The organism is Roseomonas acroporae (assembly GCF_023223525.1).
In the GTDB taxonomy this organism is placed as follows: domain Bacteria; phylum Pseudomonadota; class Alphaproteobacteria; order Acetobacterales; family Acetobacteraceae; genus Roseomonas_E; species Roseomonas_E acroporae.
Window position 1 is genome coordinate 109710 of the sequence record NZ_JALPRX010000001.1, and the last position, 12236, is coordinate 121945.

At 75.0% G+C, this 12236-nt stretch carries 10 protein-coding genes; 4 read left to right on the forward strand and 6 right to left on the reverse strand.

All coding sequences use genetic code 11. The annotated features are described in order from the left end of the window. Positions 1-16: 16 nt before the first annotated feature. On the reverse strand, positions 17-838 hold the full coding sequence (locus tag M0638_RS00505; RefSeq protein WP_248664998.1) for a hypothetical protein: 822 nt from the start codon (positions 836-838) through the stop codon (positions 17-19). A 456-nt stretch (positions 839-1294) separates the two neighbouring features. Between M0638_RS00505 and purH the strand changes: the two genes are divergently transcribed. Continuing rightward, positions 1295-2872, forward strand: coding sequence for a bifunctional phosphoribosylaminoimidazolecarboxamide formyltransferase/IMP cyclohydrolase (gene purH, locus M0638_RS00510; RefSeq protein ID WP_248664976.1), 1578 nt, complete (start codon positions 1295-1297; stop codon positions 2870-2872). A 104-nt stretch (positions 2873-2976) separates the two neighbouring features. Continuing rightward, entirely contained in the window at positions 2977-3735 is a 759-nt protein-coding gene (locus M0638_RS00515; protein WP_248664977.1) for a hypothetical protein, read from the forward strand. A gap of 124 nt (positions 3736-3859) precedes the next feature. On the opposite strand, the gene recG is transcribed toward M0638_RS00515, so the two are convergent. Next, a complete protein-coding gene (recG, locus tag M0638_RS00520; protein ID WP_248664978.1) occupies positions 3860-5932 on the reverse strand; it encodes an ATP-dependent DNA helicase RecG in 2073 nt (690 codons plus the stop codon). Between the two features lie 180 nt (positions 5933-6112). Here recG and M0638_RS00525 point away from each other — a divergent pair, with 180 nt between their 5' ends. Then, on the forward strand, positions 6113-6520 hold the full coding sequence (locus M0638_RS00525; protein WP_248664979.1) for an FAD assembly factor SdhE: 408 nt from the start codon (positions 6113-6115) through the stop codon (positions 6518-6520). Next, the gene (gene mfd / locus M0638_RS00530; RefSeq protein WP_248664980.1) at positions 6517-10017 is read left to right on the forward strand and encodes a transcription-repair coupling factor; all 3501 of its coding nucleotides are present in this window, start codon (positions 6517-6519) and stop codon (positions 10015-10017) included. The genes M0638_RS00525 and mfd overlap by 4 nt, the downstream gene beginning before the upstream one ends. A gap of 112 nt (positions 10018-10129) precedes the next feature. Here the strand turns inward: mfd and M0638_RS00535 are convergent, their stop codons facing one another. From M0638_RS00535 to M0638_RS00550, 4 genes are all read right to left on the reverse strand, one after another. After that, a complete protein-coding gene (locus M0638_RS00535) occupies positions 10130-10504 on the reverse strand; it encodes a PsiF family protein (protein ID WP_248664981.1) in 375 nt (124 codons plus the stop codon). Positions 10505-10677: 173 nt separating this feature from the next. After that, entirely contained in the window at positions 10678-11178 is a 501-nt protein-coding gene (locus tag M0638_RS00540; RefSeq protein ID WP_248664982.1) for a DUF421 domain-containing protein, read from the reverse strand. Then, the gene (locus M0638_RS00545; RefSeq protein ID WP_248664983.1) at positions 11175-11681 is read right to left on the reverse strand and encodes a hypothetical protein; all 507 of its coding nucleotides are present in this window, start codon (positions 11679-11681) and stop codon (positions 11175-11177) included. Before M0638_RS00545 ends, M0638_RS00540 begins: the two co-directional genes overlap by 4 nt. A 112-nt stretch (positions 11682-11793) precedes the next feature. Beyond that, positions 11794-12006 (reverse strand): hypothetical protein, encoded by a 213-nt coding sequence (locus tag M0638_RS00550; protein ID WP_248664984.1) that lies wholly within the window; start codon positions 12004-12006, stop codon positions 11794-11796. Between the last annotated feature and the right edge of the window lie 230 nt (positions 12007-12236).

Below are 12236 nucleotides of genomic sequence, written 5' to 3' on the forward strand. Positions count from 1 at the left end.
ATCCCGCCGCGCGCGTTCAGGGCGTCCCGCCGCCCCCCGCCTGGGACGCCCCTGCCTGGGCCGCCCCTGCCTGAGCCGTTCCCACTTGAGCCGCCCCCACCTGAGCCGTTCCCGTTTGGGCGGTTCCCGTCTGGGCGGTTCCCGTCTGGGCGGTTCCCGTCTGGGCCGCACCCGGCGGCGCGGCCGCCGCGTCGGGCGGCGGAGCGATCGCCTCGGAAGCGACGCGCGGCACCGGCACGATGGCCGCGTCCGCCGGGGAGCCGGCGCCGCCGACCCGCCCCGCCGCCATGGCCGGCCCCGGCGCGGCCGCCTGCGCCGGCGCGGCGGCGGGCGGCTCGGACGCGACGGTGTAGTCGGGCACGATGCGCGCCTGCGCGCCCGCGATCACCAGCACCTTCTGGCCGATCGCGAGCGGCGTGGCGTCGCGCTGGGTGACCGAGACCAGCTCGCTGTTGGGCTTGCGCACGACATACTCGTAGGCGGTGGTGTCGCCGGCCGCGCGCTCCACCGCGCTGCCGATGAGCCCGCCGGTGAGCGCGCCGCCGAGCGCGCCGAAGGCCGAGCCGACGCCGCCCGGCGTCTGCGCCCCGGCGATGCCGCCCGCCGCGGCGCCGGTGGCCGCCCCGGCGGTGCCGTCCGCCGCCACCGCCACGCGCCGCACGCCCACCACGATGCCCTGCTCGACCTTGTTGGCCTGCTGCACGGCCCGCGAGGCGTAGGTGTCGGGAGAGTAGTCGCCGCCGCATCCGGCCATGGCGAGCGGCAGGAGGACGATGAGGGGCAGGGCCGGGAAGGCGGGGTGCGGCACGGCGAGGACGCGCCGGATCGATCGCGGCAAGGCGGGATTTCCTGCTCGATGGGTCCGCCGGAGTGATAGGGGCGGGTCCCCGGCCTGTCACCCCTGCGGCCGGTGCCGGGAACGGCCCATGCCCCGGGCGCATCTTCGGGCGCCGTCGCCCGACCGTGGGGCACGCCTCCGGCCCTGCCGGACCGTCACTCCCGGCCCTGTCGGGCCGTCCTCTCCCACCCTCGCCGGGCCATTCCTCCCCGCCCTGCCGGGCCGGCCCGCCGACGCCTCGGCCGGCCCGCGGGCATGCGCATGCCCGCGCGGCATGGCGGAACGGCGCCGCCCGGGTGCGTTACCCGTTTGCCCCCGGGCGGTACCGGGGCTAATCCCCCGCGCAGATCGGCCCGCCTGCCAGCCCCGTCCGCCAGCCCCGCGGCCGGCCGGGCGGCCTGCCCTCCACCGGCAGGCTGCCGTGGCCCCGCGCCGCTTCCCTTCGAAGGTCCCGCCATGACCGACACCGTCGCCATCCGACGCGCCCTGCTCTCCGTCTCCGACAAGACCGGCCTCGTGGAATTCGGCCGCTTCCTGGCCGGCAGGGGCGTCGAGATCCTCTCCACCGGCGGCACGGCGAAGGCGCTGCGCGAGGCGGGCGTCGCGGTGGTCGAGGTCTCCGACCACACCGGCTTCCCCGAGATCCTGGACGGGCGGGTGAAGACGCTGGTGCCGCAGATCCATGGCGGCATTCTCGGCCGCCGCGACCTGCCCGCGCACCAGGCGCAGATGGCCGAGCACCGCATCGCGCCGATCGACCTCGTGGCGGTCGACCTCTACCCGTTCGAGGCGACGGTCGCGCGCGGCGGCAGCTTCGAGGACTGCATCGAGAACATCGACATCGGCGGGCCGGCGATGATCCGCTCGGCGGCGAAGAACCACGCCCATGTCGCCGTGCTGACCGGCACCGCGCAGTACGACGCGGTGCGCGCCGAGGTGGAGGCCAGCGGCGGCACCACCCTCGCGCTGCGCCGCCGCCTCGCCGCCGAGGCCTATGCCCGCACGGCCGCCTACGACGCCGCCATCGCCGGCTGGTTCGCGCGGCAGAACGAGGTGGAGTTCCCGCCGCGCCTCGCCTTCGCGGGCACGCTGCGACAAACGCTGCGCTACGGCGAGAACCCGCACCAGCGCGCCGCCTTCTACGTCGATGGCTCCGGCCGCCCCGGCATCGCCACGGCGGCGCAGGTGCAGGGCAAGGAGCTCTCCTACAACAACCTCAACGACACCGACGCCGCCTTCGAGTGCGTGGCCGAGTTCGAGGAGCCCGCCATCGTCATCGTCAAGCACGCCAACCCGTGCGGCGTGGCGACGGCGGCGAGCCTCGCCGCGGCCTGGGACGCGGCGCTGCGCTGCGATCCCGTCTCGGCCTTCGGCGGCATCGTCGCCGCCAACCGCCCGCTCGACGCGGCGGCGGCCGAGCGGATCGCCGCGATCTTCACCGAGGTCATCATCGCCCCCGATGCCGACGAGGCGGCGAAGGCGATCCTGGCGCGCAAGAAGAACCTGCGCCTGCTGCTCACGGGCGGCGTGCCGGACCCGGCGGCGCCGGGCACCACCTTCCGCTCCGTCGCCGGCGGCTTCCTGGCGCAGTCGCGCGACGCCGGCCGCGTCGCGCTCGACGGGCTGAAGGTGGTGACGAAGCGGGCGCCCTCCGAGGCCGAGCTGCGCGACCTGCTCTTCGCCTTCCGCGTCTGCAAGCACGTCAAGTCCAACGCCATCGTCTACGCGAAGGGCGGGGCCACGGTGGGCGTCGGCGCCGGGCAGATGAGCCGGGTCGATTCCGCGCGCATCGCGGCCTGGAAGGGCGAGGAGGCGGCCAGGGCCGCCGGCCTGCCGGAGGGCCTGACCAAGGGTTCGGTGGTCGCGTCCGACGCCTTCTTCCCCTTCGCCGACGGGCTGCTCGCGGCGGCGGCGGCGGGTGCGACGGCGGTGATCCAGCCCGGCGGCTCGATCCGCGACAACGAGGTGATCGCGGCGGCCGACGAGGCCGGCCTCGCCATGGTGCTGACCGGGATGCGCCACTTCCGGCACTGATCCCCGGCCCCGCGAACCTTTCCCTAACCCTTGCCCGCCAGGATCGGCCCGTCGGCGAAGGGCCCGGCGAGGGCCCGGGGAAAGGCCCCGGGGAAAGGCAAGGAATGCGCGGGCTGCACTGGCAGGCGGAGACGGGGCGCGTCACCGCCTGGGCACGGGAATTCGCGGCGCTGCTGCCGGAATTCCCCTTCCCGAACAGCAACGGCATGGCGCCGGACACGGGCTTCCAGCTCTACGCGCTGCTGCGCGCGCTCGGGCCCGAGCTGGTCGTCGAATCCGGCGTCTGGCGCGGCTTCTCGACCTGGGTGATCCGGCAGGCGGCGCCTGCCGCGCGGATCATCGCGATCGACCCGATCTTCGCCCTCGGCCACTGCCTCGACCGCACCCGGATCGAGCCGGCCTGGCGCGCGCCGGACGTCACCTACGGCGGCGGCGACTTCTCCTGCGCCGGCTTCGAGTTCATGGCCAAGCCCCCCGGCTCCCTGGTGCTGTTCGACGACCACCAGAACAAGCTGCACCGGCTGCGCCAGGGCGCCGAGGCGGGCTTCCGCCACATGGTGTTCGACGACAACCTGCCCGGCCGCGCCACGCACAACACCTTCTTCCACTACCGGCGCGAGCCCCGCCTCGACGCCTGGATGGCGCTGGTGCTGGAGGAGTACGAGGTGATCCCGCCGCTCTGGGACACCATGGCGGGGATGGAGAACGAGGTGTTCGTGCCCGGGCTGAACCTGCCGCGCGAGCCGGACCTCGCCCTGCTCGACACCACGCGGGCGCCGCGCAGCGGCTATTCCTGGCTGACCTATTGCCGGGTGCGGCCGGAATTCGTGGGCCAGACCCTGCCGCCGCTGCCGCGCGACTGAACCCCGTCGGCCCCTGCGCGCCTACGAGCGAACCGCAGTCCGGTCGGGACCGCGGTTCGCCGTAGCGCGTTGTTCTTGGCGCGGATCCACGCCGCCGGGCGTGTCCGCCCGCCGGCGATCCGCTCTATCCCGCCTTCAGCGTCTCCATCGCCCGGTCCTTGCCGAACATCGCCAGCAGCAGCCGGGCCGCCCGCCCGCGCGGCGATTCCAGCGGCGGGTCCTTCTCCAGCAGCAGCGCCGCGTCCTTGTGCGCGATGGCGAACAGGTCGGCATCCTGCTGCGGGTCGGCCAGCCGGTACGCCTCCATGCCGGCCTGCCGCGTGCCCAGCGCGTCGCCGCCGCCGCGCAGGCGGAAATCCGTGTCGGCGATCAGGAAGCCGTCCTCGGTGTCGCGCAGCACGGCCAGCCGCTCGCGCGCGCCGTGGCCCAGCCCCTCGTCGTAGAGCAGCATGCAGAAGGAGGCGCCGCTGCCGCGCCCGACCCGGCCGCGGAGCTGGTGGAGCTGGGCGAGGCCGAAGCGCTCGGCGTGCTCGATCACCATCACCGTGGCGCCGGGCACGTCCACGCCCACCTCGATCACCGTGGTCGCGACCAGGATCCGCGTGCGCCCGGCGGCGAAGGCGGCCAGCGCCGCCTCGCGCGGATCCGTGTCCAGCCGGCCGTGCGCCAGCCCGACCGCGCCCTCGCCGAACACCTTGGCCAGATCGGCGTGGCGCGCCTCGGCGGCGGCGATGTCGGTGCTCTCGTTCTCCGCCACGTGCGGGCAGACCCAGTAGACCTGGGCGCCGCGCCCGATCGCCCGGCCGATGGCGGCCACCACCTCCGGCACCTGGCGCAGCCCGTGCAGCGTGGTGCGGATCGGCTGCCGGCCGGCCGGCTTGCCGGCGAGTCGCGAGACCTCCATCTCGCCCCACTGCGTCAGCAGCAGGGTGCGCGGGATCGGCGTCGCGGTCATCACCAGCAGGTCGGCGGTGGCGCCCTTGCCGGCCAGCTCCAGACGCTGGTCGACGCCGAAGCGGTGCTGCTCGTCCACCACGGCGAGGCCGAGGTCGCGGAACTCCACCGCCTCCTGGAACAGCGCATGCGTGCCGACGACGAGCGGCAGCGAGCCGTCGGCGAGACGCCGCAGCACGTTGCGCCGCTCCGTGCCCTTCACGCTGCCGGCCAGCAGGCGGACATCCACCCCGGCCGGCTCGCACAGCCTCCAGAGGGTGCGCAGGTGCTGGCGGGCCAGCAGCTCGGTGGGCGCCATCAGCGCCGCCTGGGCACCCGCCTCCACGGCGCGCAGCATGGCGAGCACCGCGACCAGCGTCTTGCCAGCGCCGACATCGCCCTGCAGCAGCCGCACCATGCGGTGCGGGGCGGCGAGGTCGGCGTCGATCTCGGCCAGGGCGGCGGTCTGGCTCGGGGTCGGGGCGTGGCCGAAGGCCATCAGCGCCGCCTGCCGCAGATGGCCGGGGCCGACCAGGGCACGGCCGGGGCGGCGCCGTCCCTCGCGCCGCACCAGGGCGAGGGCGAGCTGCCCGGCCAGGATCTCGTCATAGGCCAGCCGGCGGCGGGCGGCGGCGGGGGGCGGCGCCTCGGGGGCCTGGATGGCGCGCAGGGCGGCGTCGAAGGCGGGCCAGCCCTCGCGGCGCAGCAGCGCCGCGCCGTGCCATTCCGGCAGGGTCGGCAGCCGGTCCAGCGCGGCCCGCATGGCGCGGGCCAGGTGGCGCCGGGTGAGGCCGGCGGTCAGCGGCCAGACCGGATCGACCGGCGGGATGGTGTCGGGCGGCTCCACGTAGTCCGGGTGCGGCATGGAGAGCCGCCCGGCATGCAGTTGCAGCTTGCCGGAGATCCGCCGTACCGCGCCGGGCGCGAAGCGGTGCGCCAGCCATTCCGGGCGGCTGTTGAAGTAGACCAGCTCGATCTCGCGCGTGCCGTCCGTCGCCAGCACCCGCAGCGGCTGGCGGCGGCCGCCGGGCTTCTCCACCGAGCGGACCGTGACGGTGGCGGTGACCACGGAATCGTGCCGCGCCTCGGCCAGCGGCGGCGCGGCGCGCCGGTCGACGATCGACTCCGGCAGGTGGAACAGCAGGTCCAGCACCCGCCGGCCGCCGGTGGCCCGCGCGATGGCCCCCGCGAGCACCGGGCCGATGCCGGGCAGCGACTCGACGGGGGCGAGAAGGGGGGCGATCAGGGGGTCGGGGCCACTCATCCCGGAAGCCGCTCCCAGGGACGGCCGCGGTGGCTTCCCGCCCGCCATTTCAGGGGTGGCGCCGCCGGGTGGAAGGGTGCGAGGCTGCGCGCCGGGCGACAGGCTCATCTCGGGGCGCGTCATCGGGCTGACAGGATTCCCATCCGCCCCTATATGGCAGCGGCCGGCCCGTACCGCGACATGCAGCACGACCAGAAAACCGACCCTACCGCCCCCGACATCCGCCGCCGCCGCCTGCTGTTCCGCGCGAGGCACCGCGGCACCAAGGAGGCCGACCTCGTCCTGGGAGGCTTCGTCGAGCGCAACCTGCCCGCCTTCACCGAGGCGGAGCTGGCGGCGCTGGAGGCGTTGCTGGACCTGCCCGACGTCGACCTGGCGGACTGGTTCTCCGGCCGCCGCCCGGTGCCGCCCGAGCAGGCGACGCCGATGCTGCTGCGAATCGTCGGCGAGACGCTGGGCAGGCCGCCGGGGGGGGGCCTGCCGGGGGGCGGCCTGCCGGTCCGTTCCTCCGGCGGGGCTTCCGCCGAGGGTTCTCCTGATGGCGGCCGGGATCCTTCCCCGGCCGGGCGGGACGGCATGCCGCGATGAGCACACTGACCGTCCACGGCGCGCCCGAGGGCTACGACGCGCTGCTGCTGGCCCGGCGCCGGGCCGAGACCGGCGCCCCGGTGCTGCATGTCTGCCGCGACGATGCCCGCACCGCCCGGCTGGTCGAGGCGCTCGCCTTCTTCGCCCCGGCGGTCGAGGTGCTGCGCTTCCCGGCCTGGGACTGCCTGCCCTACGACCGCGTCTCGCCGAACCCAGAGCTGGTCGCCGAGCGCGTCGCCACGCTGACCCGGCTGCTGGAGCCGGCGGGCGGCCCGCGCCCCGGCCCGCGCATCGTCGTCACCACCGTCAACGCGCTGGTGCAGCGCGTGCCGCCGCGCGCGGCGTTCGGGGGGGCCACGCTGCATCTCAGGCGCGGCGGGCGGGTCGATCCCGCGACCCTGACCGCCTTCCTGGAGGCCAACGGCTACGGCCGCGCCGGCACGGTGATGGAGCACGGCGAGTACGCCGTGCGCGGCGGCATCATCGACCTCTTCCCCGCCGGGGAGACCGATCCGGTGCGGCTCGACCTGTTCGGCGACGAGATCGAGAGTCTGCGCCGCTTCGACACCGCGACCCAGCGCAGCGGCGAGGCGCTGGACGCGCTGTGGCTGCGCCCGGTGGGCGAGGTGGTGCTCGACGAGGCCGGCATCGCCCGCTTCCGCACCGAATGGCGCGAGCTGTTCGGCCAGGCCGCCGCCGAGGACCCGCTCTACGTCTCCGTCTCCGCCGGCCGCAAGCATCCGGGCATGGAGCACTGGGCCGGCCTGTTCCACGAGCGGATGGAGACGCTGCTCGACTACCTGCCCGGCGCCTCCGTCTCGCTCGACCACCAGGCCGAGGAGGTGCTGGAGGCGCGGCTCGAGATGATCGAGGACCACTACCAGGCCCGCCGCGCCCCGGTGCGCGCCGCCGAGGGCGAGGTGCCCTACCGGCCGGCGCCGCCGGGCCTGCTCTACCTCGACCGGCGGGGCTGGGACGCGATGCTGGCGCAGGGGCCGCTGCTCGCCTTCGCCCCCTTCGCCCAGCCCGAGGGCGAGCGCGAGTCGGGCGCCGCCAGCCTCGATGCCGGCGGCCGCCCGGGGCGGCTCTTCACCGATGTGCGCGCCGCCGGGCAGAACGTGTTCCAGGCCTATGCCGAGCACGCCCAGGCGCTGCTGAAGCAGGGCATGCGGCCGGTCCTCGCCGCCTGGACGCGCGGCTCGCGCGACCGCCTCGCCAACCTGCTGCGCGAGAACGGCGTCACCGCCCAGCCCGTCGCCGACTGGCCGGAAGCGCAGCAGCTTCCCGGCGGCACGGTGGCGCTGGCCGTGATGGGGCTGGAGCGTGGCTTCACCGCCCGCTGGAAGAGGGACGTCGCGGGCAATTCCGGCCTCGCCGTGGTGGGCGAGCAGGACCTGCTGGGCGAGCGCATCTCCCGCCCGCCGCGCCGGCGCAAGCGCGCCGACCAGTTCATCGCCGACGCCACCGAGATCGCCGAGGGCGACCTCGTCGTCCACCAGGACCACGGCATCGGCCGCTACGACGGCCTCAACATCATCGAGGTGAGCGGCGCGCCGCACGACTGCCTGCGGCTGGTCTACGACGGCGGCGACAAGCTGTTCGTGCCGGTCGAGAACATCGAGGTGCTGTCGCGCTTCGGCTCCGAGACGGCCGGCGTCACGCTCGACAAGCTGGGCGGCGCCTCCTGGCAGAACCGCAAGAGCAAGGCCAGGCAGCGCATCCAGGACATGGCGGCGCAGCTCATCCGCGTCGCCGCCGAGCGGCGCATGCGCGAGGGCCAGTCGGTCATCGCGCCGGAAGGCGCCTACGACGAGTTCGCGGCGCGCTTCCCCTTCGCCGAGACCGAGGACCAGCAGCGCGCCATCGCCGACGTGATGGAGGACCTCGCCTCCGGCCGGCCGATGGACCGGCTGATCTGCGGCGACGTGGGCTTCGGCAAGACCGAGGTGGCGCTGCGCGCCGCCTTCCTCGTCGCCATGACCGGCATGCAGGTGGCGGTGGTGGTGCCGACCACGCTGCTCGCCCGCCAGCACTACCGCAATTTCGCCGCCCGCTTCGAGGGGCTGCCGATCCGCGTGGCGCAGCTCTCGCGCATGGTGACGGCCAAGGAGGCGGCGCAGGTGCGCGCCGGCCTCAAGGACGGCACGGTCAACATCGTCATCGGCACGCACGCGCTGGTGGCCAAGGGGGTGGAGTTCCAGGATCTCGGCCTCGTCATCGTCGACGAGGAGCAGCATTTCGGCGTCACCCACAAGGAGAAGCTGAAGCAGCTCAAGGCCGACGTGCACGTGCTGACGCTGACGGCCACGCCGATCCCGCGCACGCTGCAACTGGCGCTGACCGGCGTGCGCGAGATGAGCGTGATCGCGACGCCGCCGGTCGACCGGCTCGCCGTGCGCACCTTCATCATGCCCTTCGACCCGGTGGTGATCCGCGAGGCGATCCAGCGCGAGCGGTTCCGCGGCGGGCAGGTCTTCTGCGTCTGCCCGCGGCTGGAGGATCTCGGCCGCATGGCGACCCGCCTCGCCGAGATCGTGCCGGAGGCGCGCATCGCCCAGGCGCACGGACGCCTCGCGCCGACCGAGCTGGAACGGGTGATGACCGAGTTCAGCGACGGCCGGTACGACGTGCTGCTCTCCACCAACATCGTGGAGAGCGGGCTCGACATGCCGGCGGTGAACACGCTGGTGGTCCACCGCGCCGACATGTTCGGCCTCGCCCAGCTCTACCAGCTCCGCGGCCGGGTCGGGCGCGGCAAGCAGCGCGGCTACGCCTACCTCACCTGGCCGCAGCTCCACCGCCTCTCCGGCGCCGCCGAGAAGCGGCTGAACGTGATGCAGACGCTCGACAACCTCGGCGCCGGCTTCACCCTGGCCAGCCACGACCTCGACATACGCGGCGCCGGCAACCTGCTCGGCGACGAGCAGTCCGGCCATATCCGCGAGGTGGGCATCGAGCTGTACCAGCAGATGCTGGAGGACGCCGTCGCCGACCTGAAGGCCGGACAAGGGCGGCGGCGCGAGGAGGACGAGCGGGACTGGACGCCCAACATCAACCTCGGCCTGCCGGTGCTGATCCCCGAGGGCTACGTGCGCGACCTGCCGGTGCGGCTCGGCCTCTACCGCCGCATCGGCGGCCTCGCCTCCGAGGCGGAGATCGAGGCGATGGCGGCAGAGCTCGCCGACCGCTTCGGCAAGCTGCCCGAAGAGGCCGAGAACCTGCTCCAGGTCGTCTCGCTCAAGCATCTCTGCCGCGAGGCGGGGGTGGAGAAGCTGGATGCCGGGCCCAAGGGCGTGGTGCTGAGCTTCCGCGGCAACCGCTTCCGCAACCCGGGCGGGCTGATCGCCTGGGTGCAGTCGCAGAAGGGTATGGTGAAGCTGCGCCCCGACCACAAGCTGGCCCTGCCGCGCGAGATGACGCTGCCGCAGCGGGTGAAGGCGGCGCGTGACCTGCTCGTGCAGCTCACCCGCGTCGCGCGGCAGGCCCAGGCGGCCTGAAGGGGGGCGGCCTGAGGGGGCGGCCTGGGGGTCGCGGGCCCGCCGATGGCGGCTCCCGGGCCGTGGGCCCGGCGGCCGCCGGGGGCCGGCGCCGCTTCCGTATCCGGCGTCCTCAGCCCTTGAGGCAGGTGCTCATGAAGTCCCGCCGCGCATCCCCGGTGAGGCTGCGCTGCGAGGCCGTGGCGTTGCAGCTTCGCATCCGGTCCTGCGGCGTCTGTGGCGCGGCAGGCGAGGCGGCCGGGGTCCGGCCGGCCAGGCAGTCGCTCATGAAGCCGCGGCGGGCATCGCCGGCGAGCTGACGCTGCCCCGCCGCGGCGTTGCAGCTCTGCATGCGCTGCTGCTGCGGCGTCGGGCCGGGCGTCGAGGCGGCCGGGGCGGGCGCGGCCTGGGACGGCGTGGCGGGAGCGGGCGCGGCGCCACCCTGGGCGAGGGCACCGCCGGCGAGCAGCAGACCGCCGAGCAGGCCGGGGAGGAGGGCCCTGGTCATGGAAGGCTGGGCACGGCGCATCGGTCGACTCCGCAGTGTCTGGCAAGGCCGAGCCTGCTGCCCCGTTCGGGTGCCATCCATCGGAATCTCGCGTCGGGCGGATGAAATCCCGATCATGCAGCCGGGCATGCGGCTGGGCATGCAGCCGGGCACGCGGCCGGGCCCGGCACCGGTCAGCCCGGCCGCGGCTGGGTTTCCGCCGGCGGCGTCGCCGGCCCGTCGTTCTGCCCGGCATTCGGGATGATGCTGATCGTCCCGCCCGTCTCCAGCACCGCGAAGCGTATGCCGGCGAGGTCGGCGACGCCGCTGCGCCGCCCCGCCTCCAGCACGTCGTCGAGCGTGACGCGGGACCGGCGCAGCCGGTGCTCGTCCGGCACGCCGTCCCGCACCAGCACCGTGGGAACGCCCTCCAGCGCGCCGGCCAGCCGCGCCGGCAGCCGGCCGCGCAGCCAGGCATAGGCGATGCTCAGCAGCAGCAGGGTCAGGATCACCACGAAGGCGCTGGTCAGGCTGGCATCCTCGTCGAGCAGCGACTGCTGGATCATGTCGCCGCTGATCAGCAGGACGATGAAGTCGGCGGGCGTCATCTCGCCCAGCGTGCGCCGGCCGGAGAGGCGGAACAGCGCCAGCAGCCCGAGCCAGGCCAGGGCGGTCCGCAGGATGGTCTCGGTCACGGCCAGACCACCGCCCGGATCCGCGCCGGCGGGCCGTCGCCGCGCCGCATCGCGCCTTCGAGCGGGAAGCCCGCGCCGCGCGGCTGCGCCCAGAGCGTCACCGGCGCCGGCGCGTCGTCCGCATAGCGGACCAGCAGGCAGATTCCGTCCGCCGCCGCCTCCTGCGCGACCGGTTCCGGCTCGACCCGAAGGACGCGCCATCGGCGCGCGAAGCGGCCGTCGAGGCAGAGGCGTGCCGTCCGCGCCGACCCGGGCCGCTCGATCCGGATCCGGAAGGCGAAGGAGGCATCGGCGCGCTGGAAGCGGTCATGGGCAACCCGCACGCTGCCATCGGAGGCGCGTGCCTCCGTCGCCGCGAGCGGCCCGTCACCGAACAGCCCGGCCATGCCGAGCAGCAGCGTCACCGCCATGGCGGCCCAGGTGAGGCGCGACAGGCGCCAGATCCGCTCCTGCGTGCCGTGCGCGCGCTCCATGGCCGCGATGGCGGCAGGCAGGCCGTTCAAGGGCGGCCCCCGTGGCAGCGCCCGCGGCGCCGGCGGCCGGTACGGAAAAGGCCGGTGGCGGGGAAGGCGGGCGTGGGAAGGGGCGGGCCAGGGGGCGGGCCAGGCGCGGCGCTCAGCCCCGCGTCGCGTTGCGCCGGTCGTTCTGCGCCATCACCAGCCACGCGGCGGTGAGTCCCGTCAGCAGGGAAACCGCCCCGAAGAGCGGCGCAGCGAGCAGGGCGGGGCTGCCCATCCCGGCACCGGACAGCAGCGCCAGCGCGACCGAGGCGAGGCCGCCCATCGCCGCGAAGGTGGCGACGAAGCAGAGAATCAGGGCTGGGAACATCGCCGCCTCCGCGCTGCATCGCCGGAGGGTTCGCGGAACCCGCTCTCCCGACGGTGGGTGCCTGCCACGTTTCTGCCATGATGTGGTGCGGCCAGGCGAGATCGGCGCGGGGATGCCCTCGCACGATGCCGTTATCGCGCGGGTGCCGGAGGGCGTCGTTCCGGAAGCGCAGCCGGCGAGCCGGCCCGGCGGGGCCGGTCACCGGCGCCGGGGGGGGGGGGGGGGGGGGG

Coding starts and splice junctions, on each gene's coding strand:
- purH (WP_248664976.1), top strand. CDS start 1,295: ATGACCGACACCGTCGCCATCCGACGCGCCCTGCTCTCCGTCTCCGAC.
- M0638_RS00535 (WP_248664981.1), bottom strand. CDS start 10,504: ATGACCAGGGCCCTCCTCCCCGGCCTGCTCGGCGGTCTGCTGCTCGCC.
- mfd (WP_248664980.1), top strand. CDS start 6,517: ATGAGCACACTGACCGTCCACGGCGCGCCCGAGGGCTACGACGCGCTG.
- recG (WP_248664978.1), bottom strand. CDS start 5,932: ATGAGTGGCCCCGACCCCCTGATCGCCCCCCTTCTCGCCCCCGTCGAG.
- M0638_RS00550 (WP_248664984.1), bottom strand. CDS start 12,006: ATGTTCCCAGCCCTGATTCTCTGCTTCGTCGCCACCTTCGCGGCGATG.
- M0638_RS00525 (WP_248664979.1), top strand. CDS start 6,113: ATGCAGCACGACCAGAAAACCGACCCTACCGCCCCCGACATCCGCCGC.
- M0638_RS00515 (WP_248664977.1), top strand. CDS start 2,977: ATGCGCGGGCTGCACTGGCAGGCGGAGACGGGGCGCGTCACCGCCTGG.